The organism is Microbacterium sp. ZKA21, assembly GCF_050434165.1.
Lineage (GTDB): Bacteria > Actinomycetota > Actinomycetes > Actinomycetales > Microbacteriaceae > Microbacterium.
Genome location: NZ_JBNPVV010000003.1, coordinates 166,675 through 192,154, shown reverse-complemented (window position 1 = coordinate 192,154; position 25,480 = coordinate 166,675). Strand labels below are relative to the sequence as shown.

Sequence of the window (25,480 nt, the reverse complement as noted above, 5' to 3'; positions counted from 1 at the left end):
CGGGATGCCTCCCATGGTGTCCTACCCGTAGGTATCGCGCGGACCCCGCCCTGGGACGGCTCTCGGGCCCCATTTCCACGAGGGGACGTCCGGTCCGATGAAACGGAGGTTCTCCACACCCGCCGCCGGATACCTTCTGCCGATCTCCGTGAGGATGGTCCCGCGCATGTACTGCAGGTTCTTCGCCCACGCCGTCGAGTCGCACTTCACCGTCAGCATCCCGTTCTCCAACGACACCGGATCCGAGTGCTTCGCCGTGTTCTCGCCGGCGAGATCCGCCCACTGCCGGACCAGATCCTCGCGGGCCATCGTCGACTCCCAGCCGGCCTGCTTCGTGAGGATGTCGAGGACGGCGCCGAGGGAACCGGGGTCGCGCCCTGGCGTGAACGGTGCGTTCTCATCATCGTCCGCGATGCGGCGCTTGCGCTTCCAGTTCTTGGCGCTCGGCTTGAGCCCGCGCAGTCGCAGGTAGGTCGCGACGGTCTCGGGGACCTCCGCAGCGGTGTGGGTGATGTGCTCGGTCATGCGTCGCTCCCTTCATCGCTCTCGTCGGATGCCGCGTCCGATCGGTCATCGCTGATCGTGCCCGCGGAGATGCGCACCACATGCCGGTGCAGCACCTCGGGGATATCCTCCTCGACTGCGGCCGTGACCACCACCTGCTCGTATCCGCTCGTCAGAGTCGCGAGGCGGCGGCGTCGGTCGGAGTCGAGTTCGGCGAACACGTCGTCGAGGATGAGCACAGGGTCGCCGGCCGGTGATTCGCTGCGCAGGAGCTCGGCGGACGCGAGCCGCAGGGCGAGGGCGATCGACCAGGATTCGCCGTGCGATGCATAGCCCTTCACCGGAAGCGAGCGCACGCGCATGAGCAGGTCATCCCGGTGCGGTCCGACGAGAGTGAGCCCACGGTCGAGCTCCTGGGTGCGCTTGGCCAGGAGCGCGGCACGGAACGCCTCGGCGATATCGGCCCTTTCGCCCGCCGCCGACTCGGCCGGCTGCCCCTCCTCGGGGTCGCCGCCGCGCACCGACAGCGCCCAGTCGAGCTCGGGCTGATGGTCGGCGCCGGCGATCGCCGCGTACGCCTCGGCCAGGGGTGCCTGCAGATCGGCGGCGAGTCGCTGCCGGGCGACGATGATCTCGCTGCCGAGCGCGACGAGCTTTTCGTCCCACACTTCCAGCGTGGTCAGCGCTTCCCCGCGGATGCCGCGGGCTCGCGCGGACTTCAGCAGTGCGGTGCGCTGCTTCAGCACCCGGTCGTAGTCGCCGAGCACACCCGACAGGCGGGGTGCGCGCTGGATGAGCAGCTGGTCCGCGAAGCGGCGCCGGGACGACGGATCGCCGCGGACGATCTGCAGGTCCTCAGGGGCGAACAGCACGACGTGCGCGTAGCGCGGGAGCTCGCTCGTCTTCACGGACGAACCATTGATGCGCGCCTTGTTGGACCCCTGCCTGTTCAGCTGCACCTCGATGAGCACGCGGCGTTCACCGACCGAGAGACGAGCGCGGATGATCGCGAACTCATGCCCGTCGCGCACCATCGGCGCATCGGATGAGACCCGGTGCGAACCGAGTGTCGCGAGGAACACGATCGCCTCGGCGAGGTTCGTCTTGCCCTGACCGTTGCGGCCGACGAGCACGTTGGGGCCTGGGTGCAGGGTGAGATCGGCGGTCGCGTAATTGCGGAAATCGACCAGGTTCAGGTGCTCCACAATCACGGGAGTCAGCCTAGCCGGGGCGACTGACACTCGTGGCGGGCGGTGAGTGCTCAGCTTCGCCATCGCATTCGTTGGTTGGTGGCGGGCGGAGCAGCAACCAGATGTCGACGACTTCGGGTCAGACAGAGCGGTGACCTAGTTGCCGTTCGAATATGACCTTGTCCTGATCGCGACGGGTCTCGGTGAAACCTGCCGTGAGGAGAACGCGCTGCGAGGGCAGGTTGTCGAGGTCCGTGTCGGCGACGATGCGAGTCGCGCCGTGGGCCGCTGCGATCCGGGCGGCGTGGGCGACGGCATCCGATGCCAGGCCGCGGCCGCGAGCCGCGGGGATCAGACCGTAGCCGATCTCGACGGTTCCGGTTTCGTCGGGTGGACCGAAGAATCCGAGACCTCCGACGGCGAGGCCGTCCTGATCGCGGATCATGTAGAGCGTGAAGACCGGGTGCGGATCGACGTGCTGCACCAGCATCCGCAACGGGACGAACTCGTCCTCGAACGGGTAGTCGACATGCCAGTCGTCGCCGGCCTGCTCGTCGCGCGCGATGATCCGTGCCGCGGTCTCCCGGGAGATCCGCTCGATCACCGTCAGCGCAGCAGCAGGTTGGGCTGGAGCAGGTACTTGTACGAGTCGTTTCCGGCCTGATCGACCGAGGTCTGGCTCGTCACCAGGATCGGACTGAGCTTGTTGGCGTTGTCGCTCGACGTGAACGTGACACGCACGAACTCGCTCTTGACCGCGCCGAGAGCCTCGACAAGGTACTGCGGGTTGAGTCCGAGCGTGACCTCGTCCCCACCGGATAGGTGCGCGTCGACGGACTCGGATGCTCGGGCCTGTTCACTGCCCGACGCATCCATCGTGACGCTGTCGCTCGAGAAGGTGAATCGCAGCGGAGCAGCGCGGTCGAGGACGAGCGAAACGCGACGAACGGCCTCGATCAGATCCGCGGTGTTGACGACCGCATAATGATCCGTCTGCTCGGGGAACAAGCGTCGCACGGGCGGGAAATTGCCCTTGATCAGGAGAGAAGTCACGGTCTTGTTGCCAGCGGTGAACGCGATGATCTCGCGATCGCCCTCGCCGGAGAAGGCGATCTCGATGTTGCCCGCGTGCGCGAAGGTCTTGCCGACCTCCTGCAGGGTGCGCGCGGGAACCAGTGCCATCTGGTCGGCCGATGTGCCGTCCCACGGGACATCGCGCAGCGAGACGCGGTAGCGGTCGGTCGCGACCAGGCTGAGGCTGTGGCCGGAGACCTCGAGCTGGACACCGGTGAGGACCGGAGTGACGTCGTCGCGTGATGCGGCGAATCCGACCTGTGCGATCGCGGTGCCGAAGTCCTCGGCCGGAACGACACCGGACGACCCGGAGACCTCGGGGATCGAGGGATATTCCTCGACCGGCATGGCCGCGAGGGTGAATCGTGCGGATCCGCACGTGACCGTGATTCCGCCGTCGTCCTCGACGGCGATCTCGATCGGTGCGTTCGGGAGCCGGCTGGCGATGTCGGACAGCAGGCGACCGTGAACCAGGATCGTGCCCGGTGTCTCGACCGTCGCTTCGATGGTGGTGCGTGCCGAGGCCTCGTAGTCGAATGCCGAGAGCGTCAGACCGGTGTCGCCGGCTTCGATCAGCACACCGGCGAGGATCGGCTGCGGGTTGCGCTGGGGCAGGAGCTTGACGACGAAGGACACTGCTTCGCTGAAGACATCGCGATTGACCTGGAACCTCACGGGCGCTCCCTCGTCGTAATTACAAGACCTGCGCAGGCGGGCCCACCGCAGGGCTTCCCATCGTAGCCCCACAGTGCGACGAAGCCCTACGCCCCGGTTTCCACACCTTCGAGGTGATCGGATCGCCATCCATTCGGGTTAACTCCTTAACGGTGTTAACAGCTGTGGATACTGTGGATAACTCGGTGGATATCAGTCGAGAGTAAGAAACTACACAGCTGTGAGTTGTGGAATCCCTGAGGAAACCGCGGGTTTCGGGATGCTGCGCGATCGCCGCGGTGCCTTGAGTTATCCACAGGATGCCGTGATCGGCATCGATTCGTCCCGTTAACAATCGGAATCATCCACAAGTTATCCACATGTGCAAACGGGCATATCGGTGAGCGGGTCGGCGTGTCAAGTCGGCCGTTTGGGGGACATGAGGTACTGGGAGTGTCCGGTTTTCGGCGTCGCTGTGGTGGGTGAGCGGCGGGCCGAGGGATGCACCGTTCGTTCGCCGAGGGTCCCTCCCGCTTCGCGGGTCCCTCCCGATGCTCGCTCACGGAGCATCCCTCCGCCGTCCCGAGGTGGATGGAGGAGAGGGAGGAGGGGCAGCGTCGGCTTCGCCGACGACTGCGCCGGGGCACGACGGTCTGGCCGCGTGACGGGCACCCGATTGTGCGCTTGGGGCTTCGATCGGTCGTTGAGCGAGGAAGGCGGAGACGAATGAGACGAAACGGGAGACTGGCGAGCAGAGCTCCTGGTCGTCTTGGGTCAGCGACGGCCGAGCTGCGTCGTGATCTCGGTGACCTGGTTGTAGATCGAGCGACGCTCCTTCATGAGCTCGCTGATCTTCTTGTATGCGTACATCACCGTGGTGTGATCGCGGTTGCCGAAGAGCTGACCGATCTTGGGCAGCGAGAGGTTGGTGCGCTCACGGCAGAGATACATGGCGATCTGACGCGCCGTGGCGATCTGCTGCGAGCGACTGGATCCGTACAGGTCGTCGACCGTGAGCTTGAAGTAGCCCGCGGTGGCCGTGATGATGTCGGTCGGCGAGATGATGTTGTCCTCCGCCGTATCGACGATGTCGCGCAGCACCGTCTGCGCCAGCGCGATGTCGAGCGACGAGCGATTGAGGCTGGCGAACGCCGAGACGCGGATCAGGGCGCCTTCGAGTTCGCGGATGTTCGACGACACCACGGTCGCGATGTACTCCAGCACCTCGTCGGGGATGTGCAGTGCCTCGCTCTGCGCCTTCTTGCGCAGGATCGCGATGCGCGTCTCGAGGTCGGGCGCCTGGACGTCGGTGATCAGACCCCACTCGAAGCGGCTGCGCATCCGATCCTCGAAGCCGGTCAGATGCTTCGGCGCGACGTCGCTCGTGATGACGACCTGCTTGTTGTGGTCGTGCAGGGTGTTGAAGGTGTGGAAGAAGGCTTCCTGGGTCTCCGCGCGTCCCTGCAGGAACTGGATGTCGTCGATGAGGAGGATGTCGACGTCGCGATACCGCGCCTGGAAAGCCGATCCGCGGTTGTTCGCGATCGAGTTGATGAAGTCGTTGGTGAACTCCTCGCTCGAGACGTACCGGACCTTCACCCCTGAGTAGAGGGACTGCGCGTAGTCGCCGATGGCGTGGAGCAGGTGGGTCTTGCCGAGGCCAGAGTCGCCGTAGATGAAGAGCGGGTTGTATGCCTTGGCCGGTGCTTCGGCGACGGCGACCGCTGCGGCGTGTGCGAAACGGTTGGACTGGCCGATGACGAAGTTGTCGAACGTGTACTTCGGGTTCAGTCGCGACTCGTGGCGCACCGCGCTCGGCTGCTCCATGGGCGATTCGACTCGGGCAGGCTCGATGCGCGCGAAATCTGACACGGCGATCGGGGCGGTCGGCTGATCGGCGAGCTCGTGGTTCACGACGACGCGGAACGAGGTGACCTCGCCGCCGGTCTGCGCGAGCCCTTCCATGAGCGGGACGCGCAGGCGCTTGTTGATCTGCGCCGCGGTGAGGTCGTTCGGCACGTCGAGATAGAGGGTCGCCCCCATCACTCCGGCCGGCACCGCCAGCGAGAGGAAGCCCTGCAGCTGCGGAGTGACGCGATCATCATCTGCCAGGACCTCGAGCACCTCGTTCCAGACCGGGACGTCGGGGTGGGCAGGCGAGGACATGGCGCTCCGTGCGGACGAGGATCGGAAAGTCGCCTTGTCGGCGGGCCCCCCTGTGGATAACTTCGGATGCCACGGTAGTCATCACAGCTGTGAACGGCAACCTGCCGCGGAAATCCGGCGGGCGTGTTGCGCTTCGCCGGATCGGTTCGGCTGTGGATAATGGCTGTGCGGATCGGATGCCGGAGTCGGCGGTGTCGCGCGGGGATTTGCCCTGCGTGCGAGACTGACGTACCCTAAATCGGTTGACTTATGCCCGATTGGGCAGCCCCCATGTCCCCGGTAGATCTGCATCCGGTGACTGACTTCCCGGAGTGATCCATGAGCAAGCGCACTTTCCAGCCCAACAACCGTCGTCGCGCCAAGAAGCACGGCTTCCGCGCCCGTATGCGCACTCGCGCCGGCCGCGGCATCCTGGCGGCCCGTCGTGCGAAGGGCCGCACCGAGCTTTCGGCGTAACCCGCTGTGCTCGCCCGCCCGCATCGTCTGACCCGCGGCGATGACTACCGAATGGTGGTTCGACGCGGATCGCGGTGCGGCGGAAGCCGCGTCGTCACGTCGGTCCTCACGACCGCTGACACCGAGCGAGCAGCCCGATTCGGGTTCATCATCAGCAAACAGGTGGGTAACGCTGTGATCCGCAACACTGTGCGTCGTCGGCTCAAAGCCGTCTGCGCGGAGTTGCTTTCAGAGGTCCCTCAGGGCACGGATGTCGTCATCCGTGCCCTTCCTGCATCCGCCACGGCATCCTTCGCCGACCTGCGCGTCGATGTGCAGCGCTGCATCAGACGCCTCGCCCAACCGGTGGTCGCATGAGTGCCCTGCCGTCGTACGCCCTCGGACAGGCGCAGTTCCACGCAGGTGACCTGCTGCGCGGCATCCCTCTGCTCCCCCGGAATCTGATGCTCGGATTCCTCACCGCGTATCGCAAGGTGATCTCTCCGCTCTACGGAGACGTGTGCGCCTATTACCCATCTTGTTCCGCCTACGCTGTAGGTGCGGTGCAGCAGCACGGTGCGGTGAAGGGAGCGATGCTCTCGGCATGGCGGATCCTGCGCTGCAACCCCTGGACTCAGGGTGGCGTCGACGACGTTCACCCGCACAAGCATTTCCATTACGACCTGACCTCACACGGTTTCGTCGTTCCTCTTCGAAAGGACTGAACAGTGGGTCTTGACCTTCTGCTCGCGTCTGCGACATCGACACCAGCTCCCACCAACAGTGGGTTCGACCTGCTGGGAACGATCCTGTGGCCACTGAAGTGGGCGGTCGAAGCCGTACTCGTCTTCTGGCACTGGCTGTTCACGACGATCGGACTCCCCGCTGCCGCCGGCATCACCTGGATCCTGTCGATCGTCGGCCTGGTGATCGTCGTGCGAGGAGCGGTCTTCCCGCTGTTCGTGCGGCAGATCAAGAGCCAGCGCAAGATGATGGAAATTGCTCCTGAACTGCGAAAAGTTCAGGAGAAGTACAAGGGTAAGAAGGATCAGCTGTCTCGCGAGGCCATGAGCCGCGAGACGATGGCACTGTACAAGAAGCACGGCACGACGCCGATGTCGAGCTGTCTGCCACTGCTTGTGCAGATGCCGATCTTCTTCGCCCTGTTCAGCGTCCTCAACGACGTGACCAAGCACGCGGTCGCCGGCAGCGGCGGCGTCGGGCTGCTGAGCCCGGAGCTCACCAAGGAGTTCTACGACGCGACCATCTTCGGAACCGTCTCGCTGCACGGCACCCTCGGTCAGGCCGTCGAAGAGGGTAACACCCCTGCGATCGTGCTGCTGGTGATCCTGGTCGTGCTGATGATCGCCTCGCAGTTCTTCACGCAGCTGCAGATCATCTCGAAGAACCTGTCGCCCGAGGCCAAGACCGGCCAGGCGTATCAGATGCAGAAGATCATGCTCTACGTCCTGCCGTTGGGATTCATCTTCTCCGGCGTCTTCTTCCCCCTCGGCGTGGTCGTCTACTGGTTCGTGTCGAACCTCTGGACCATGGGACAGCAGTTCCTCGTCATCCGTGAGATGCCGACCCCCGGTTCGGAAGCGGCCAAGGCACGCGAGGAGCGACTCGCTCGCAAGGGCAAGGCCATCAACGCAGACGGCAAGGTCGTCCCGATGGCGGCGTACGAAGCCGAGCAGCAGCGCAAGGTGGAAGAGATCGAGAAGGCCAAGGCCGAAGCGCCGAAGCGCCAGCAGCCGGTGGGCAAGAAGCGCGCGAAGAAGAAGGGCACCAACTGATGAGCGTCGAGAACGTCACCGAGCGCCCCGCTCCCACTGTCGCCGACCTCGAGGCCGAGGGCGATGTCGCCGCGGACTTCCTCGAAGAGCTGCTCGACATCGCCGACATCGACGGAGACCTGAACCTCGACGTACGACAGGGTCGGGCCTACGTCTCGGTCGAGGCCGAAGGGGATGGCATCGAGCTGCTCTCGGCTCCGGACACCGTTCAGGCTCTGCAGGAGCTCACGCGCCTGGCAGTGCAGAGCAAGACCGGTTCGTTCTCGCGACTGATCCTCGACATCGGCGGATCACGCGACGCGCGTCGCCGGCAGCTCGAGAAGCTGGTGGATGCCGCAGTGATCAAACTCGACGAGGGAGCCTCGCAGGCATCTTTGCCCGCGATGTCGAGCTACGAGCGCAAGCTGGTGCACGACGTCGTTGCGGATCGCGGACTCATCTCCGAGTCGTACGGCGAGGGTGCAGACCGTCACACGGTGATCCGTCGTCGCTGATGTTTCACGTGAAACGGCGTGGAGAAGTCGATGAGTGAAGTCGAATCCGAGCCGATCGTGGCGGCCGAACTCTTCGGTGACCGGCTTGAGCTGGCGCGTGCGTTCACGGGCGCGCTTGCGGAGCAGGGCGAAGAGCGCGGGCTGATCGGCCCGCTGGAGCTGCCTCGCCTGTGGACGCGCCATGTGTTGAATTCGGCGATCGCCGCACCTCTCATGCATGGGTCAGTCGCCGACATCGGTTCGGGTGCCGGTCTGCCGGGGATCGTCCTCGCCATCGCGCGACCGGATGCGCAGTTCACGCTCATCGAGCCGATGGAGCGCCGCGTGACCTGGCTGAACGAGCAGGTGTCAGAGCTGGGGCTGGAGAACGTCGAGGTGCTGCGCGCACGGGCAGAAGAGGTCAGCCGACCGCGTTCCTTCGATGTGGTCACTGCACGCGCGGTCAGCGCCTTGCGCACATTGGTGCCCGTGACGGCCCCGCTGGTGCGGGATGGGGGCGAATTGGCCCTTCTCAAGGGTGTCAATGCCGCCAACGAGATCGAAGCTGCGCAGAAGCAGCTGACGAAGTTCAAACTCTCGGATGTGCGCGTCGAGGTGCTGGGAGAAGGCGTTCTCCCGGAGACGACGCGTGTCGTCCGTGCGACTGTGCGCTGAGCTCGTTCGCTGATGTTTCACGTGAAACACGACGATCGTCCTGAGCAGCAGGCGATTGAATGGACTTTCCGTGCTGGTTCACTGTCGGATGCCGAGTGGATCGCCGAACTCAGAGCCGTCGTTCTGCGGTCGGATCTCGAGCGATTGGGTCGATATGACCCCAGACGCGTGCGGGAGCGGTTCCTGGACGCCTTTACGCCCTCGTTCACGCGGGTCATCGTGAGTGAAGGACGGGATATCGGGTCGATCGCAATCCGACCCGATGGGGACTCACTCTGGGTGGAGCACTTCTATCTCGAGCCGTCGATGCAGGGGCGCGGTGTCGGTGGCCAAGTGCTCGCTCGAGTTCTCGCGGAGAGCGTGTCGGAGCGTGTTTATCGCCTGAACGTGCTGCGGGGAAGCTCTGCCCGCCGCCTCTATGAACGTCACGGCTTTGTCGTGGAGCGCGAGGATCCGGTCGATGTCTTAATGAATCGGCGTTCCGCAATGACCTTCTGACCGATGTTTCACGTGAAACGCAGCGTTGGGAGTGGGACGGGTATGCGCGCGCAACAGCCGGCGCTGTAATGGTCGCGACGTCGCGCGCGCCGGAACCTGCTCCAGGAGAGGGGAGTCGGCGGGATGCCGCTTCGTGGCCGAGCGATTCACGTGAAACCGGAGGAACCTCTCGTCGCCCTGTGACGGGAGCCTCCCTCCCGAGCACTCCCGTGTCTAACCCGGCACCGCGGAAGAAGTGTCGCCCGCGTATACGTCGTGTGATTCACGACGGGTCGAAACCGTGCTTCACGTGAAACACGGCATCAAGACCTGGGTCGCCTTGTCCGGCACGGTCGCCACGTCCGTCACGGTCTACGCCTGCCCCTCCGGTCAGGATCGAGAGCTCCTGGCGGCCGGCATGATCGCGGTGCTCGATGCTGGCGTTTCACGTGAAACGCGGCATCAAGACCTGGGTCGCCCTATCGGGCACGGTCGCCACGTTCGTCGCGGTTTGCGCCTGCCCTTCCGTCAGGATCGCGGGGCTCGATGCGAGCGTTTCACGTGAAACACCGACTCAAGAAGCCGGTCGCCTCTGAGTGGCCGGTCGCGACGGTCGTCCGGCCCCACGACCGCCGTTCCCGGTCAGGATAATGACACACTCCTTCCGTCGCCGGTCAGAACTGCTCGGATGCTTGTGTTTCACGTGAAACATGGACTCAAAGGGCCAGTTGCCTCTGCGTGGGCCGGTTGTCTGGCCCCACGATGCTGCGCCGGTCAGGATGACGGTGTCAGACGCGTGCACACTGCGCCACGCTTTCCGCCGCCCGCCGCCCGCCGCCCGCCGCCCGCCGCCCGTCGCCCGTGCTCGGACGTGTGTGCTTCACGTGAGCTGTGGCATCAATCGCTGAGATGCCTTAGCGAGGACGGTTGCGACGGCCTTCTGGTCGCGCCCGCCATACCGGTCAGGTTGGCGAGGCCATCGTGCGCGACGCGTGCGCGTTGCATGACAACTTCCATTGCGATCCGACGTGCGCGGATGCGCCTACGTCCATGCAAACTTCCGGATTGGACGGTGTGCTGCACGCCGCCCTGAAGGACCGCCCGCGCAGTCGGAATCACGCATTCGCGCCGGACCACGCGAACGACTGACGCCAGTGCGCCTATCCCGAGCTGCAGGCATTCGCGTTCTCGCCCAGTGGGAGCACGAAGGCTGCGTGCTGTCATTCGCACCAGCCGGCGCGCTCAGAGGAGGTCGACCATCCGAACTCGCGGACGGGTTCATCGGGGGTTTCACGTGGAACACCGAGACGCAGGACGATTCAGGACCCTCGAACTGCAATCGCGCGTGATCGCGCGATGGATCCTGAGCCGCGATCGGCAGCGAACCGGCGGTTGTCACTGGCGCCGGGTCGGGACCTGGAGGGGCGCTTCACTGTTCGAGGCTGGCCGAGCCCCGATCGGCGTCGATCGATGCCTCGGGATGCTGCGTCCACAGCCCGAATGACACGCCGGTCGGATCGCGGAAGGTTCCGAACCAACGGTCGTCGCTACCCAGGGCGATCCGAGATCGCTCCACGGTACCGCCGAGTGCGACGACTTGCTCAAGCACGGTTTCCAGATCGTCCACTTCGAAGTACAGGCGAGAACCCACAGAAGGCACGGTCGCCGATGATGAGGCGCGCTGAAGCCCGCCGATGCCACGGCCGGCGGCCTGGATGATCCAGTAGTCCGCCCCCAGATCGGTGTCCGCAAACGCCGCCTCGAATGACCCGCCGAACAGCTTCGCGTGAAACTGCTGGAACCGCTCAGGGTCGGCCGTCTCGACTTCCCACCACACCACCGTGTCCACACGCTGATCCTATTGCCGAACGGCGGTGCTCCGTCGAGCCGAAGGCTCCTGGCCGATCCTCGAACGGGCAGCACCGTGCGCGCGTTTCCCGGCAGACAGGTGGCTCGGCCATCCGGTGGAAGACGGCCACGGCAAGGATGTTTCACGTGAAACATCCTTGCCTGCAGGCTGGATTCACGTTCGCTCAGTTCGCGGACGTCCCCGTCGTCCGGTACAGATTGTGCGTTCGCGGCCTGGCTGCTCCGAGCACAGTCGCGGATCACGTCACGCGGCTCGGTCGGGCCTCGCTGGCCGCACCTCGATCGTGACTGACCTGGTGGCAGGGCGCGCGGGTTCTGATCGTCGCGTGGGCAGTAGATGCGTCGATGACGGTGTCTGAAACAGCCGACCACGCGATCGGAGACATCGCTGAAACGTCGTCGCACTGTGCAGACGGATGCGAAGAACGCATCCGTAGGTCGGAGGATCAGTGTCTGCAGGTAGGGGGAGATGGTCGAGGATCCTTGCGCCTCCGTTCAGATGCACGACGGCGGCGGGTGCATCATCTGAGCCATGGCAGAGCTGGAAAGAGGGCGCAGATCCGCGTGAAATCGGGGATCGGCATCCCTCCGTGCGAAGGACTCCGCGCTGGTCCATCACCCTCGATCGCCCCACCTGGTCGGGGGGAGCGCGTCCGAGCGTATCGCGTCGCCGATCCACGCAACGAACCGACGGGATGCCGATGATGCGGCCTTCGGGCAGCGGAATTCGACTGGCAGGACTGTGACGTCGATGCTCGGCAGACGAGGTGCAGACGTGAAGGGGCGCACCTTGAAGGTGTCCGCTGGCTTCCGCCCCCCGGGACGCAGCCCGGGGGTTTCACGTGAAACGTACGCTGAGAACGGTGACGTGGATACGCCAGGCTGAGGAAGGGTGTGACGACCATGCTCGCCCGAACTTGCGGCGATCGGCTGTTCGGAGCGTGCACGGTCCGAGAGGAACACGTCGGCGTCGCGGCGATCCGGTTCTTCAAGGGCGCATCCGGACTTGTCGCGAACATGCTTCGACCGGCCGACGGTGGTTCACCGACCAGTAGGCGGCGGGTGGATCGCGTTTGACGACCTGCCCGAACATCGACCACGTTCGTGCGGGGAGGGGGAGGTGAGCGGCGGATGTCAGCCGATCGCGCGCTTGATGGGTATCTCCAATGACGGCGTGGAGAGAGCCATCATGGCCGACGTCGGGTCCGTCGCGACGTCGACCACGGCCTGTGCGATGCCGCGCACCACGGGCGAACCAACCGCGACTCGGCGACGAATCGATCGTCGATGCACGCGGCACTTGACCGGTTGCTCCCTTCAGTTCCCGGGGTCATGCGCCGCGAGCAAGCGACGCTTCACGTGAAACGGAAGCGTCCTGGAATCCCCGGCCGAACGCCGAGCCGACCGTCTGGCGATCAAGGTCGGCTGCCTCGATTAGAGTGGAACGCGGCCCCGAAAGGAGTGGATGTTTCACGTGAAACAACCCGAAAAGGCACCACCGAACGACAACTTCGGCATGGATACCCCACTCGCTCGAGAACTCGCTGATCTCAGCGCACGCCGCCGGGCCCTGGAGGAGGTCGACCTCGACTTCGACCGCTCGCATCCGCGGATCCTGACGATCTCGAACCAGAAGGGCGGCGTCGGAAAGACGACGACGGCAGTGAATGTCGCGTCCGCCCTGGCGCACCTCGGAGCCAAGGTGCTGGTCATCGATCTCGACCCGCAGGGCAACGCCTCGACGGCCCTCGGCATCCCGCACAGCGCTGATGTGACGAGCATCTATGACGTCCTGATCAACGATGTCGCCCTCGTCGATATCGTGCAGCCGAGCCCCGAGTCCGACAATCTCTTCTGCGCGCCGAGCACCATCCACCTCGCCGGCGCCGAGATCGAACTCGTCGCCCAGGTGGCTCGCGAGCACCGACTCGGACGAGCCCTCGACGCCTACATCGCCGACCACCCTCTCGATTTCGTGATCATCGACTGCCCGCCGTCGCTGGGGCTGCTGACGATCAATGCGTTCACCGCGGCATCCGAGGTCTTCATCCCCATCCAGTGCGAGTACTACGCGCTGGAAGGCCTCAGCCAGTTGCTCGGCAGCATCCAGATGATCCAGAAGCACCTGAATCCCAAGCTGCACCTGTCGACGATCCTTCTGACGATGTACGACGGCCGCACGCGGCTCGCGCAGCAGGTCGCCGACGAGGTCCGCGGGCACTTCCCGGAGCAGGTGCTCCACACCGTCATTCCCCGGTCGGTCCGAGTCTCCGAGGCTCCCAGCTTCGGTCAGACCGTGATCGAGTACGACGGGAACTCGGCCGGTGCCGTCGCATATCGCGAAGCGGCCGTCGAGATCGCGCAGCGCACCGCGGCGCGCACCAGCAGCACACAGAGCAAGGAGAACTGATGGCCAAGCGAACCGGACTCGGGCGGGGGATAGGAGCCCTCATCCCCACGACCGAGCAGACCGAACGGCCCGTCGATGTGTTCTTCCCCGGTGCGAAGCTGAAGCCGGAAGCCACGATCGAGATCTCCGCCGAACCCGAACTCGCAGCGATCCCGGGGGTCCGGCTGGTCCACGTGGATCCGAACGCGATCGTGCCGAACCCGCGCCAGCCGCGTACGCACTTCGACGCCGATCATCTCGCCGAGCTCGTGCACAGCGTCCGCGAGTTCGGCGTCCTGCAGCCGGTCGTCGTCCGCACCAACGCGGACGGCGCGTTCGAGCTCATCATGGGCGAGCGCCGTACGCGTGCCGCGCGCGAGGCCGGCCTCGAGACGATCCCCGCGATCGTCCGCGACACGACCGACGAGGACCTGCTCCGCGACGCGCTCCTGGAGAACCTGCACCGGTCCGAGCTCAACCCGCTGGAAGAAGCATCCGCCTATCAGCAGCTCCTCGAAGACTTCGGGATCACGCAGGAGGAGCTCGCCACCCGCATCGGGCGCTCGCGTCCGCGCATCAGCAACACGATCCGGCTGTTGAAGCTGCCCGTCCCTGTGCAGCAGCGGGTGGCGGCCGGCGTCCTCTCCGCCGGGCACGCGCGTGCGATCCTGAGCCTCGATGACGCGGACGCCATGCAGCGCCTGGCCGACAAGATCATCAACGAGGACCTCTCGGTGCGCGCCGCCGAGGAGGCCGCGAAGGCGACCCCGCGGGATGCAGGGACCAAGGCTGCCAAGCCGCAGCCCGGTGCACGCCGCGCGTACCTCGATGAGGTCGGCAGCAAGCTCGGCGACCGTCTGAACACTCGCGTGAAGGTGAACCTCGGCTCCCGAAAAGGCCAGGTCGTCATCGATTTCGCATCGATCCAGGATCTCAATCGCATCCTCGCGGAGCTCGGCGAGGAAGGATACGGTTCCTGACCGCGCCCATGTGATGCTGTCACCCGAAGCGACCAGCCGATAGGCTCGCCCCAGAGCGGGGGAGTGACACATGTCGGATCAGAGTCTCCCGGCACGCATCAGCGGCCGGGTCATCGGAATCAGCATCGCGGCGGCCCTGGGTGGCTTCCTCTTCGGCTTCGATACGGCGGTGATCAACGGTGCCGTCGACGCCCTCGCCGGCGCGTTCGAGCTCGGTCCGGCGCTGCAGGGGTTCGCGGTCTCCTCCGCGCTGCTCGGTTGCGCGGTCGGCGCATGGTTCGCCGGGTCTCTGGCGAACAAATGGGGGCGCATCCCCGTGATGGTGATCGCCGCGGTCATGTTCCTCGCGTCTTCGATCGGATCGGGCCTGGCCTTCGGCGTCATCGATCTGATCGTCTGGCGTGTCATCGGCGGGCTCGGTGTCGGCGCAGCATCCGTCATCGCCCCTGCCTACATCGCCGAGGTGTCTCCGGCGCGCATACGCGGCAGACTCGGGTCGCTGCAGCAGCTCGCGATCGTGCTCGGCATCTTCACTGCACTCGTGTCGAACGCGATCCTCGCGAACATCGCCGGCGGGGCAGCGAACATGCTCTGGTTCGGGCTGGATGCCTGGCGGTGGATGTTCATGGCAGAGGCCATTCCGGCCATCGTCTACGGCGTGATGGCGCTTCGCCTCCCGGAATCTCCCCGATTCCTGGTCGCGCGCGGCGAGTACGACAAGGCGTCCCAGGTTCTCTACGACTTCACGGGCGAGACGGACGTCAATCTCAAGATCCAGGAGATCAAGGCGACGATCAACACCGAGAAGAAGGAATCGCTGCGCGACCTGCGCGGCAACCGGTTCGGACTGAAGCCCATCGTCTGGGTCGGCATCCTGCTCAGCGTCTTCCAGCAGTTCGTCGGAATCAACGTGATCTTCTACTACTCGACGACGTTGTGGCTGTCCGTCGGATTCGACGAGTCGAATGCACTGATGACGTCCGTGATCACATCGGTCACCAACATCGTCGTGACGATCGTCGCAATCCTGCTCGTCGACAAGGTGGGCCGGCGTCCGATGCTGCTGATCGGCTCGATCGGCATGACGATCACACTCGGACTGATGGCCGTCGCGTTCTCGTTCGGCACGCTGCAGGACGGCGCCGTGGTCCTCCCACAGCCGTGGTCGCTGATCGCGCTGGTCTGCGCCAACGGCTTCGTGGTGTTCTTCGGGGCGACCTGGGGCCCGCTGGTCTGGGTTCTCCTCGGCGAGATGTTCCCGAACTCGATCCGCGCCGGCGCCCTGGCAGTCGCTGCGGCAGCGCAGTGGATGGCGAACTTCTTCATCTCGACGACTTTCCCGGCTTTCGCGGAGATCGGGCTCACGTTCGCCTACGGCTTCTACGCGTTCTTCGCGGCGCTGTCGTTCTTCTTCGTGTACTTCCAGGTGCCGGAGACGAAGGGTCGCGAGCTGGAGACCATGACGGACGTCGTGCAGATCACACGCCGAGGTCACAAGGAGCGCGCGTAGGCTTGACGGGTGACAGACGCCATTCCTCGCAGAGCCAGCCTCGAAGTTCTTCGCGCCGAAGCCGCTGACGAGCTGGCGGTGCTCGTCCAGGAGCGTCTGCTGAGCGGCGAGGACCCGTGGGACTTCATGGAGGATCTGCCCAGCGTCGACGAGCTCGTCGTCTTCCTGTTGCGCGCCGACAACATCGCCGCGAACGACGGGGTCCGTCCCAACGCAGCGCGGCACTATCGCGTGCTGCGCCAGATCGCGCTGGAGTATCCGCCGCTGACTCCGGCGGTCTGGAAGCTTCTGGGCGACGGGCCGAAGTACCGGCGATGGGATGCTTCGATCGCTGACGCCAGCTGAGGCTTGACCGATGGACGAACGGGCTCGGCTTCGCCATCGCTACGTGATCTGACGCCGGGCTCCGGGATGCTCCGATCCCTCGCCGAGGGTCCCTCCCGCTTCGCGGGGCCCTCCCGACGCTCGCTCTCGGAGCATCCCTGCGCCCTTTCAGGTGTGGACGGGAGGCTTATTGCATCGATGAGGGTGGGGAGAAGGGAAGGGGTGGATAGGGTGGGGGTGTGCTCGTCGACCACGACCCGGAATGGCCGCGGATGTTCCGCGAGATCGCCGCAGAGCTGCGCAGCCTCGGGGATGCGGATTGGGAGATCGAGCACATCGGATCGACGGCGATACCGGGGCTGAAGGCCAAGCCGATCATCGATGTCGCGGTGCGCCTCGTCGACGCGGACGGCCTGGATGTCCACCTCGTCCGGCTGGAGGAAGCCGGCTGGCGGATCGGCAGCGGTGTGCGGACGCATCCTGTGCTGGTGTTCGAACCCGACGGCATCCGTACGCGCATCGCGCACTTCTTCCCGGCGGAGCAATGGGATGATGCGAATCAGCGAATCCTCCGGGACTGGCTGCTGTCTCATCCCGAGGATGCGGCTCGCTATCAGGCGGCGAAGGAGGCTGCAGCCGCCGCCGGGCGTGCTCGTTACAACGCGGGGAAGACCGCTGTCATCCAGGAGATCGTCGATCGAGCGCGAGCTGCCCGCGGCCTCGCGTCGGTCCCGGTGTACGACAAATAGACCGAAGGCCCGTCCCTCGGGAGAGGAACAGGCCTTCGAAGCGTCGGGAGGGCTCAGCCGATGAACTCGGCGAGGTCCTGCTCGAGCGCGAACTTCGGCTTGGCGCCGATGATCGTCTTGCGCTCCTCGCCGGCGGCGAAGACCTTCATCGCCGGAATCGACGTGATCTGGTACTTCATGGCCAGCTCGGGGTTCTCGTCCACGTTGAGCTTGAGGATCGTGATCTTCTCGGGGTGCTCGGACTGGATCTGGTCCAGAACCGGCGCGACCATGCGGCAGGGACCGCACCATTCCGCCCAGAAGTCCACCAGCACGGTGCCCTCGGCCTGCAGCACGTCCTGATCCCACGTCGCCTGGCTCGTCGCCTTAGCAGTCATCAGTCTTCTCCTTGATCGAAGTCTCACCTGCACCAACAGCAGGCGGGTGGAAAGTGTTCCCTAGCCGACGATGACCTCGGCGGCTTCCGCAGCCGGGACTTCGACGGAAGCATCCTCAAAATCCGCGAGGAAGTGCTCAGCATCCAGAGCCGCGACCGTACCGGAACCGGCCGCCGTGATGGCCTGACGGTAGTGCGGGTCGATGACGTCGCCGGCGGCGAAGACGCCCGGCTTGGATGTCACGGAGGTGCGGCCGTCGACCCAGATGGTGCCTTCGGCCGTGAGGTCGAGCTTGCCGTGCACGAGGTGCGTGCGCGGGTCGTTGCCGATCGCGACGAACAGGCCGTCCAGCGGCAGGTCGCGCAGCGAGCCGTCCGTCGTGGAACGCAACTGCACGCCCGCGACGGCCGAGTCGCCCAGGATCTCGGCGACTTCGCTGTTCCAGATGAACTCGATCTTCTCGTTGGCGAACGCGCGCTCCTGCATGATCTTCGAGGCGCGCAGGCTGTCCTTGCGGTGGATGATGTAGACCTTCTCGGCGAAGCGCGTGAGGAAGGTCGCCTCCTCCATCGCCGAGTCGCCGCCGCCGACGACCGCGATCGTCTTCTCGCGGAAGAAGAAGCCGTCGCACGTCGCGCACCACGAGACGCCGTACCCGGAGAGGCGCTCCTCGCCCTGCACACCGAGCTTGCGGTAGGCGGATCCGGTCGCGTAGATCACCGTGCGTGCCTCGTGCGTCGCGCCGGATCCGAGAACGACCTTCTTGACCTCGCCGTCCAGCTCGAGCGACGTGACGTCGTCGTAAACGACCTCCGTGCCGAACTTCTCGGCCTGCTGCTGCAGCTTGGCCATGAGCTCTGGGCCCTGGATGCCATCCGGGAAGCCCGGGAAGTTCTCCACCTCGGTGGTGTTCATCAGCTCACCGCCGACCTCGACCGAGCTCGCGATGAGCAGCGGCTCGAGGTTCGCGCGCGCCGCGTAGATGGCGGCCGTGAACCCGGCGGGGCCGGAGCCGATGATGATGACCTGACGCATGTGCTCTCCTCGTTCCACTGCTTCAACCCATGGTAGCCGTGGGGCATTCCCCCGCGGCATGCGCGACGCATCGTTCCGGTCGCAGTTCGTGTCGTTCTGATGTTCTGGGTGCGCCTTCCTGTCGCAGTTCGTGCCGCTTCGATTCGGCGAGAGCGACAGCAACTGCGACCGGAACGCGCGACACCGCAGGATAACGACAGTAACTGCGACCGGAACGCCGTGCGGGCTGAATCAGCGCCCTGGAAGGATCCGCTTCACGATGCTCCTGGCGACCTGCAGCTCCGGCGCGCGCAGCACCCATAGGAACACCACGTATACGACCGCGGCCGCGACCGCGATCACCCCGGCGCCCAGGACGCCGAGGATCTTGTCGGCGGTGGTCCAGCCGTCGACGCCCCCGAGCAGCAGGAACACGCCCCAGCCGGCTGCCGCGGCGGGAATCGCCGCGAGGGCGAATCGGCCGAGCGACAGCATCCATCGTCCGGTCTCGAGCGAGCCGAGCCTGCGACGCAGCAGCACCGTCGCGACGATCGTCTGCACGGTGCCGGCGAGCGACTGGCCGAGCGCGACGGCGGCCGCGAGCAGGGTGATCGGCAGCGCACCGGACGCGGACAGCCCCCACGCGATCGTCGCCGTGATGGCCACGAGCGCGCACTGGAACAGCGTGAAGAAGAACGGCGTGCGCGTGTCTCCGTACGCGTAGAACGTGCGCTGCACGATGAAAAGCACCGCGAGTGGCAGCAGGCCCACGAGATAGCAGACGAGCACGACGGCGGCGTCCACGGCATCCGACGAGGAGTTGGTGAACACGCGCGAGGCCGGAACGGCCGCGGCGACCACCGCTGCCAGCGCGCCCATCAGGAAGAAACCGAGGGTCCGGATGCTGCGGGAGATGTCGCCGCGCACATCGTCGTCTCGACCGGCCGCGGCGTGCTCGGACAGCTGCGTGAAGTAGGGGGTGCCGATCGAGTGCACGATGATCGAGTACGGGAGCATGAAGATCAGCCAGGCGTTGTTCATCACCGTCACGGCCGCGCCTTCGCCGGAGGCTTCGTTCGCCACCCAGTTCTGATAGAAACCGGCCGCCATGCTCGACAGGGCCATGAGCAGTGTCCAGCCCGCGACCCGGCCGACGTTGCCGAGTCCGACGCCGCGCCAGCGGAAGTCGACCTTGAGCGCGAGTCCGGTCTTGCGCCAGAACACCAGCAGGATGCCGGCCTGCACGGCGATTCCGGCGGTCGCCGTCCCGCCCAGCCACGCGACCATGTCGGGCGTCCAGTCCGCGATGTTCACGAGGTCGTTGCCGAAGACGGCGCCGATGATGAGGAACCCGGCGATCGAGATGAGGTTGTTCGCGATCGGCGCCCAGGTGAAAGGGCCGAAGATGCGCTTGGCGTTCAGCGTCTCGCCGACGAGCGCGTACAGGCCGTAGAACAGGATCTGCGGGAGGCACCAGTAGGCGAAAGCGGTGGCCAGAGCGAGCTGCTCGACGTTCTCCGCCTTCAACTGGAGGCCCACCAGCCAGGGGGCGGCGATCATCGCCACGGCGGTGGCGGCGACCAGGACGACGGTTCCGAGGGTGAACAGCTTCGAGATGAAGGCGTTGCCGCCGTCGGCGTCGCGACTCGCCCGGACGATCTGCGGCACGATCACGGCCGTGAGCACGCCGACCGAGATGAGGTTGAAGACGCTGTTGGGTAGTTGGTTCGCGACCGAGAACGCGTCGGCGGCGGCCGACGCGTTCGAGCCGATCACGCCCACGAGCACGATCGTGCGCAGCAACCCGGTCAGACGGGAGACGAGGGTCCCTGCGCCGAGCAGTGCGCTGGCGCGGCCGAGGCTGGTCATCGAACTCCTTCGTCGGGGGCGGTGCCGTCCGGGGTAGCAGTCGACTCGGCATCCCCGTCGCCGCCATCCGTACCGACCACGGCCCGTTCGCGCCGGCGTCGGCGGACGGTGCGGACGACGCCGAAGACCAGCAGCAGCACGATCACGGAGCCCAGGATGCCGAGACCGATGTTCTCCCACTCGGCCCGCACCGTGACATCGGCCGACTTCGAGTCGCCGATCGGCACGCCGCTCGGACTCGAGAGCGTGAAGCGCACCTGCAGCTCGCCGCTGGCGACGCGCGACTGAACGGGGATCAACACTCGCGTGTTGCTCTGCGCCGTCGCCTCGACCGACGTGTACGGGTCGATCACGACGCGTGGATCGGACGGTCGCACCTCGAGATTGAGCTTCACCGGCCAGGGCAGATCGTTGCGGATCCAGACCGGCAGGTCGACGTTCGCACTGATGAGCTGGATCGGCGCGGGATCCTGGATGGCCACCGAGTCGAGGGTCGTCACGGTCGCCGCCCGGTGCTCGACGAATCCGGTCTCGAACTGCGCATCGCTCAGTCCGACGCCGAGCAGGCGCAGGATGCGGATCCGCTCCGGCGCGAGCAGCACCTGCGGGTCTTCGAGGATCGTCCCGAAGGCTTCGAGAGCGTCCTCATCGGTGAGGAGGGTCGTCAGGTTCGCGGCTCGCGTCGCATCCGGTTCTGCTGTGGGCGTCGCGGTCGTCGGCGCCGCTGCCTGCAGCGTGCGCAGCGGAGCCGTTCCGGTCGCGAGGACGACATCGCGCAGCGCCGCGGCGGCCCGCTGCTCGTCGCGCTCCAGTCCGATGAGGATGCCGGAGGCCGGCGACCCGGCGAATGCCAGCTCGGCGTTCGCCTGGGCCAGCAGGGCTTCGCGGAGATCGTCATCCGGTTCGGCCGCCGCAGCGGACATCAGGGCCGAGATCGCGGCGTCGTGCACGAGGACGGCGGATGCGCCCGCACGGGCGTTGCCGGCGGCATCCGTTTCGGAGACCGAGGTGGACGGCAGGATCGTCGTCGCCGGTGAGCCGACGTAGGTGTCGAAGGCGGCGAGATCATCGGCGGTGACGTCTCCGCGCGGCCACAGGATGCCGTCGATCTCACCCCGGAGCGCAGTGAGCTCGGCGATGTCGGGCAAGGTCGTCGGGGTGCTGGCGGACGGCGACGGTGTGGGTGACGGCGTCGCCGCGTCGTCCTCAGGGAAATCCGCAGCACTCATGAACGGCTCGAGGGTGGTCGGTGCGAGCGCGGTGGCGAGTCCGGCGTGGGACTGTGTGGCCACGTCGGCATCGCCGAACTGCAGGGCGAACGTCTCGTTCGCCAGCGCCTCGAGCCGCTCCAGCCAGGACACGGCCGAGGCCGGCGCAGCATCGCCGAGCACCCGGATGGCGGCGGCGATGGCCGGGTCGACGGCGAGCACCGCCATCGTGCCGGTCACGGCGTCGAGCTGGGCGGTGAGCGCACCGTCGGCCGCCGTCAGCGACGACAGCTCGTCGGCGCTGAGCAGGGTCCCGGATGCCGGGGTGGCCGTGATCGGGACCATGACGGTCACCTGTGCGGCCGCTGCCGGGCGCACGGTGAGGACGGAGCGCACCGTGGCATCCCACGAGGTCCCGTCGCTCGTGGTCGCACCGGACAGCGAGGCGTTCACGGGATATACGCCCGGAGCCAGTTGCTGCACCAGATCGGAACTGGCCAGGATCGGCGTCTCGAGGTTCGCATCCCCGCCGACAGCCGTCGTCGGCGCGGAGAACAGCGAGGTCAGGGTGCCGCCTCCGGCGCCGGAGCCGAGCCATGCCGTCACGGCTGCGGAATCCGCGAGCGGAACAGGGCCCAGCTCGAGTGCGACGCGGGCCGGGGCGAGCTCCTGACCGGTGTCGTTCACGACTGCGACGGTGCCCGAGATCGGCGAACCGACAGGAATCGCGCCGTGCACGCCGAGCGACAGCGACAGCGACACGGTGCCGTCGGTGGTGGGCTCGTCAGTCGGCTCGGCCATGGCCGGAGCGGCGCCGCCGAGAATGCCGAGGATCGCCGCCATCATGGTGACGACGAGCACAGCGAGGACGCGGGCGAGGAGATGCCGGCGCGCGCGCGGAGCTGTACGGGGGATGATCACGGTTTCGGGGTCTTCCTCGAACACGGCGAGCGGTTCGTGAGTGCGGACCCTGTGATTCTAGGCGTGGCGCCGATCCGAAGCCTGAAGGCGCGTAGAGTGACGGCCGTGTCCGACACCCCCGCCATCACCCCGGATCCCCTGCTCGCCTCGGCTCTCGCCACCGATCTCGATGCCGCCGACTTCCGTTCGGAACCGCTGCGGCGACTGTGGGGAGAGGAGTACGACGACGCGCTCGCCCGTGGCCTGCGCACGCCGATCCTCCGCGCCATCGAGGGGGATGCCTCACCGCTGGCCACCCTCGGTCGGCTCCTCGTGCTCGGCATCCCGCAGCCGGAGGATGCCGTGGCGGACGCTCTGCCGCGGACCGGTGTCGCGGGACTCGTGGCTCTGGGCCTGGCGCGCGACGACGGCTCGGTCATCCGGCCGACCGCGCTCGTGCGTCCGCAGTCGTTCGTCGATGCGGACGGCATCGGGGAGTGGTGGATCGCGAGCGACCTCGACGAGGTGGCGTTGGGATCCGCGCTGCCGGCCGACCACGTTCTCGGCGTCGGAGGCGCCTCTCGGACGCTCGCCGAGCTCGTCATCCCTCAGCCGGTGAGCCGTGCGCTCGATCTCGGCACGGGCTGCGGCATCCAGGCGCTGCTGGTCTCGCGGCACGCCGGGACCGTGGTGGCGACCGACATCTCGGAGCGCGCGCTCGCGTTCGGCCGCCTGAACGCACTGCTGAACGGGGTCTCCAACATCGAGTTCCGCCTCGGGAGCATGTTCGAGCCCGTCGCCGACGAGGCATTCGATCTCGTCGTCTCGAACCCTCCTTTCGTCATCACGCCCCGCGTCGACAGCGTGCCGGAGTACGAGTACCGCGACGGCGGGCTGATCGGCGACGCCCTGGTGGAGCAGTTCCTGCGGACGGTTCCCGATCACCTGACCCCCGGCGGTGTCGCCCAGCTGCTCGGCAACTGGGAGTCTCGCGACGGTTCCGCAGGGCTCGATCGGCTGCGTTCGTGGATTCCTTCGGAGCTCGACGCCTGGGTCATCGAGCGCGAGGAGCTCTCGCCGCTCGCCTATGCCGAACTGTGGATCCGTGATGGCGGGACGACGCCGAGGGATGCCGGATTCACTCCGCTGCTCGACGCCTGGCTGGACGACTTCGCTGCGCGCGAAGTGACGGCGATCGGGTTCGGGTACGTGCTGATCCGCCGCGGTTCGCCTGATGTCGAGGCGCTCCGCCGCTTCGAGCATGTCGCGCAGCCGATCTCGCAGACAGGCAGGGCGCTGCAGGCCGGCCTCGTCGCGCACGATGCGCTCGCCCACGGCATCCCGCAGACCCTGTTCGTCGCCGGCGACGTCACGGAAGCGCGCCATCTCCTGCCCGGCAACGACGACCCCAGCGTCATCGAGCTGCGCCAGGGCGGCGGATTCGGCCGGACGATCGCGGTCGACCCCGCGCTCGCGGCCTTCGTCGGAGCGTGCGACGGCGACCTCACGGTCGCTCAGATCGCCGCAGCGCTGGCCGATCTGTTCGAGGTGCCGCTGCCCGACCTCTGGGCGGACCTCGAGCCGCGCATCCGGCAGTTGATCCTGGACGGGTTCCTGACGTCGGCGCCGTGACCTGCTCCGGCGCGGGCGCCGGCACGGTCGGCTGGGCACAGTTGCACGACGAATTCGCCGAATCGGTCGTGCAGGCGTGCCCGAGTCGTGCAGGTGTACCGGGCGCCCACAGGAATACTGGCCACGGTTCATGCGTTCGAATGAATCATGAAGGCTTTCGGATTCCTTTCGTTCGGTCACTACGCCGACGTCCCCGGTTCGTCGACGCGCACGGCCGGCGACATGCTGCGCCAGACGATCGAGATCGCCGAGGGCGCTGACGAGATCGGCGTGAACGGCGCCTACGTGCGTGTGCACCACTGGGCGCGGCAGGCCGCGTCCCCCATGCCGCTGCTGAGCGCGATGGCCGCCCGCACGAAGCGCATCGAGGTCGGCACCGGCGTCATCGACATGCGCTACGAGAACCCGTTCCAGTTCGCCGAGGAGGCCGCCGCCCTGGATTTCATCGCCGACGGACGCATCGCGCTCGGTGTGAGCCGCGGTTCACCCGAGACCGCGCTGCGCGGCTACGAGACCTTCGGATACGTCGATGGCGAGGACCCGGAGCGCGGCAGCATCCTGGCACGGGAGAAGTTCGACCTGTTCCTGCGGGCGGTCGACGGCGAGCGGATCGCCCCCGGCGACCCGCGCATGGTCGGACCGGGACAGTACCTGCACGTCGAACCGCACTCGCCGACCCTGCGCGATCACATCTGGTGGGGAGCCGGGTCGCGAGCGACCGCGGAGGACACCGGGCGCAAGGGACTCAACATGATGAGCTCGACCCTGCTCACCGAGGCCACGGGGCAGCCGTTCCACGAGCTGCAGCGCGAGCAGATCGATCTCTTCCGCGCCGCCTACAAGGATGCCGGTCACACCGGCGCTCCTCGGGTGTCGGTGAGCCGCAGCGTCTTCCCGCTGGTCAGCGACATGGACCGGGCGTACTTCGGACTGCGCAGCGAGGATGGCGACGACCAGATCGGCATCATCGACGGGATGCGCTCGACGTTCGGCAAGACATACGCCGCCGAACCGGACGTGCTGATCTCGCAGCTCAAGCAGGACGAGGCAGTGATGGCCGCGGACACCCTCATGCTCACGATCCCGAACCAGCTCGGTCCGGACTACAACCTGCATGTCCTGCAGGCGTTCGCCGAGCACGTCGCCCCGGCGCTCGGATGGAAGCCGAATACCGAGGGTCCGGTGCAGGGCGACCCGATCTGACCCCTGCCCGAC

The 25,480-nt window shown here is 66.5% G+C and carries 25 protein-coding genes; 15 read left to right on the top strand and 10 right to left on the bottom strand.

Annotated features, from left to right (window positions below):
- Positions 1 to 21: 21 nt before the first annotated feature.
- The 5 genes from M2317_RS08240 to dnaA all read right to left on the bottom strand — a co-directional run bounded on the left by M2317_RS08240 (position 22) and on the right by dnaA (position 5,588).
- A complete protein-coding gene (locus M2317_RS08240; RefSeq protein ID WP_429459081.1) occupies positions 22 to 525 on the bottom strand; it encodes a DUF721 domain-containing protein in 504 nt (167 codons plus the stop codon).
- Positions 522 to 1,715 carry a DNA replication/repair protein RecF gene (gene recF / locus M2317_RS08235; protein ID WP_429459079.1) on the bottom strand — a complete coding sequence of 398 codons (1,194 nt, stop codon included), beginning with the start codon at positions 1,713 to 1,715 and terminating at the stop codon, positions 522 to 524. Before recF ends, M2317_RS08240 begins: the two co-directional genes overlap by 4 nt.
- A 118-nt stretch (positions 1,716 to 1,833) precedes the next feature.
- Positions 1,834 to 2,298 (bottom strand): GNAT family N-acetyltransferase, encoded by a 465-nt coding sequence (locus tag M2317_RS08230; protein WP_429459077.1) that lies wholly within the window; start codon positions 2,296 to 2,298, stop codon positions 1,834 to 1,836.
- A gap of 2 nt (positions 2,299 to 2,300) precedes the next feature.
- On the bottom strand, positions 2,301 to 3,443 hold the full coding sequence (gene dnaN / locus M2317_RS08225) for a DNA polymerase III subunit beta (protein ID WP_429459075.1): 1,143 nt from the start codon (positions 3,441 to 3,443) through the stop codon (positions 2,301 to 2,303).
- 753 nt (positions 3,444 to 4,196) lie between these two features.
- The gene (gene dnaA / locus M2317_RS08220; RefSeq protein WP_429459073.1) at positions 4,197 to 5,588 is read right to left on the bottom strand and encodes a chromosomal replication initiator protein DnaA; all 1,392 of its coding nucleotides are present in this window, start codon (positions 5,586 to 5,588) and stop codon (positions 4,197 to 4,199) included.
- A 318-nt stretch (positions 5,589 to 5,906) separates the two neighbouring features.
- Here dnaA and rpmH point away from each other — a divergent pair, with 318 nt between their 5' ends.
- The 8 genes from rpmH (at position 5,907) to M2317_RS08180 (ending at position 10,009) form a co-directional block, all read left to right on the top strand.
- Positions 5,907 to 6,044, top strand: coding sequence for a 50S ribosomal protein L34 (gene rpmH, locus M2317_RS08215; RefSeq protein ID WP_013584598.1), 138 nt, complete (start codon positions 5,907 to 5,909; stop codon positions 6,042 to 6,044).
- A gap of 51 nt (positions 6,045 to 6,095) precedes the next feature.
- On the top strand, positions 6,096 to 6,401 hold the full coding sequence (gene rnpA / locus M2317_RS08210) for a ribonuclease P protein component (protein ID WP_429459070.1): 306 nt from the start codon (positions 6,096 to 6,098) through the stop codon (positions 6,399 to 6,401).
- Positions 6,398 to 6,748, top strand: a complete 351-nt coding sequence (gene yidD / locus M2317_RS08205; RefSeq protein ID WP_429459069.1) for a membrane protein insertion efficiency factor YidD — start codon at positions 6,398 to 6,400, stop codon at positions 6,746 to 6,748. The genes rnpA and yidD overlap by 4 nt, the downstream gene beginning before the upstream one ends.
- Before the next feature lie 3 nt (positions 6,749 to 6,751).
- Entirely contained in the window at positions 6,752 to 7,819 is a 1,068-nt protein-coding gene (yidC, locus tag M2317_RS08200; RefSeq protein WP_429459068.1) for a membrane protein insertase YidC, read from the top strand.
- Positions 7,819 to 8,313 (top strand): protein jag, encoded by a 495-nt coding sequence (locus M2317_RS08195; RefSeq protein WP_429459066.1) that lies wholly within the window; start codon positions 7,819 to 7,821, stop codon positions 8,311 to 8,313. Before yidC ends, M2317_RS08195 begins: the two co-directional genes overlap by 1 nt.
- A 30-nt stretch (positions 8,314 to 8,343) precedes the next feature.
- Entirely contained in the window at positions 8,344 to 8,967 is a 624-nt protein-coding gene (gene rsmG, locus M2317_RS08190; protein ID WP_429459064.1) for a 16S rRNA (guanine(527)-N(7))-methyltransferase RsmG, read from the top strand.
- Between the two features lie 21 nt (positions 8,968 to 8,988).
- On the top strand, positions 8,989 to 9,465 hold the full coding sequence (locus M2317_RS08185) for a GNAT family N-acetyltransferase (protein WP_429459062.1): 477 nt from the start codon (positions 8,989 to 8,991) through the stop codon (positions 9,463 to 9,465).
- Positions 9,466 to 9,754: 289 nt separating this feature from the next.
- Positions 9,755 to 10,009, top strand: a complete 255-nt coding sequence (locus M2317_RS08180) for a hypothetical protein (protein WP_429459060.1) — start codon at positions 9,755 to 9,757, stop codon at positions 10,007 to 10,009.
- Between the two features lie 864 nt (positions 10,010 to 10,873).
- Here M2317_RS08180 and M2317_RS08175 read toward each other — a convergent pair.
- Positions 10,874 to 11,293 carry a VOC family protein gene (locus M2317_RS08175; RefSeq protein ID WP_429459058.1) on the bottom strand — a complete coding sequence of 140 codons (420 nt, stop codon included), beginning with the start codon at positions 11,291 to 11,293 and terminating at the stop codon, positions 10,874 to 10,876.
- 1,536 nt (positions 11,294 to 12,829) lie between these two features.
- Between M2317_RS08175 and M2317_RS08170 the strand changes: the two genes are divergently transcribed.
- The 5 genes from M2317_RS08170 to M2317_RS08150 all read left to right on the top strand — a co-directional run bounded on the left by M2317_RS08170 (position 12,830) and on the right by M2317_RS08150 (position 17,265).
- A complete protein-coding gene (locus M2317_RS08170) occupies positions 12,830 to 13,723 on the top strand; it encodes a ParA family protein (RefSeq protein ID WP_429459056.1) in 894 nt (297 codons plus the stop codon).
- Positions 13,723 to 14,682 (top strand): ParB/RepB/Spo0J family partition protein, encoded by a 960-nt coding sequence (locus M2317_RS08165; RefSeq protein ID WP_429459054.1) that lies wholly within the window; start codon positions 13,723 to 13,725, stop codon positions 14,680 to 14,682. The genes M2317_RS08170 and M2317_RS08165 overlap by 1 nt, the downstream gene beginning before the upstream one ends.
- 70 nt (positions 14,683 to 14,752) lie before the next feature.
- Positions 14,753 to 16,192: a sugar porter family MFS transporter gene (locus M2317_RS08160; RefSeq protein ID WP_429459052.1), complete on the top strand. Its 1,440-nt coding sequence runs from the start codon at positions 14,753 to 14,755 to the stop codon at positions 16,190 to 16,192.
- A gap of 9 nt (positions 16,193 to 16,201) precedes the next feature.
- Positions 16,202 to 16,537, top strand: coding sequence for a tryptophan synthase subunit alpha (locus tag M2317_RS08155; RefSeq protein ID WP_429459050.1), 336 nt, complete (start codon positions 16,202 to 16,204; stop codon positions 16,535 to 16,537).
- Between the two features lie 218 nt (positions 16,538 to 16,755).
- Positions 16,756 to 17,265 (top strand): GrpB family protein, encoded by a 510-nt coding sequence (locus M2317_RS08150; RefSeq protein ID WP_429459048.1) that lies wholly within the window; start codon positions 16,756 to 16,758, stop codon positions 17,263 to 17,265.
- A gap of 53 nt (positions 17,266 to 17,318) precedes the next feature.
- Here the strand turns inward: M2317_RS08150 and trxA are convergent, their stop codons facing one another.
- The 4 genes from trxA to M2317_RS08130 all read right to left on the bottom strand — a co-directional run bounded on the left by trxA (position 17,319) and on the right by M2317_RS08130 (position 22,654).
- Positions 17,319 to 17,642 (bottom strand): thioredoxin, encoded by a 324-nt coding sequence (gene trxA / locus M2317_RS08145; protein ID WP_429459046.1) that lies wholly within the window; start codon positions 17,640 to 17,642, stop codon positions 17,319 to 17,321.
- A gap of 60 nt (positions 17,643 to 17,702) precedes the next feature.
- The gene (trxB, locus tag M2317_RS08140) at positions 17,703 to 18,677 is read right to left on the bottom strand and encodes a thioredoxin-disulfide reductase (RefSeq protein ID WP_429459044.1); all 975 of its coding nucleotides are present in this window, start codon (positions 18,675 to 18,677) and stop codon (positions 17,703 to 17,705) included.
- Between the two features lie 231 nt (positions 18,678 to 18,908).
- A complete protein-coding gene (murJ, locus tag M2317_RS08135; protein ID WP_429459043.1) occupies positions 18,909 to 20,525 on the bottom strand; it encodes a murein biosynthesis integral membrane protein MurJ in 1,617 nt (538 codons plus the stop codon).
- Positions 20,522 to 22,654, bottom strand: a complete 2,133-nt coding sequence (locus M2317_RS08130) for a DUF6049 family protein (protein ID WP_429459041.1) — start codon at positions 22,652 to 22,654, stop codon at positions 20,522 to 20,524. The genes murJ and M2317_RS08130 overlap by 4 nt, the downstream gene beginning before the upstream one ends.
- Before the next feature lie 96 nt (positions 22,655 to 22,750).
- Between M2317_RS08130 and M2317_RS08125 the strand changes: the two genes are divergently transcribed.
- Together M2317_RS08125 and M2317_RS08120 are read left to right on the top strand one after the other, a co-directional pair.
- Complete coding sequence (locus M2317_RS08125; RefSeq protein WP_429459039.1) at positions 22,751 to 24,265, top strand: DUF7059 domain-containing protein; 1,515 nt, start codon at positions 22,751 to 22,753, stop codon at positions 24,263 to 24,265.
- Between the two features lie 147 nt (positions 24,266 to 24,412).
- A complete protein-coding gene (locus M2317_RS08120) occupies positions 24,413 to 25,468 on the top strand; it encodes an LLM class flavin-dependent oxidoreductase (protein ID WP_429459037.1) in 1,056 nt (351 codons plus the stop codon).
- The last annotated feature ends 12 nt before the right edge of the window (positions 25,469 to 25,480 follow it).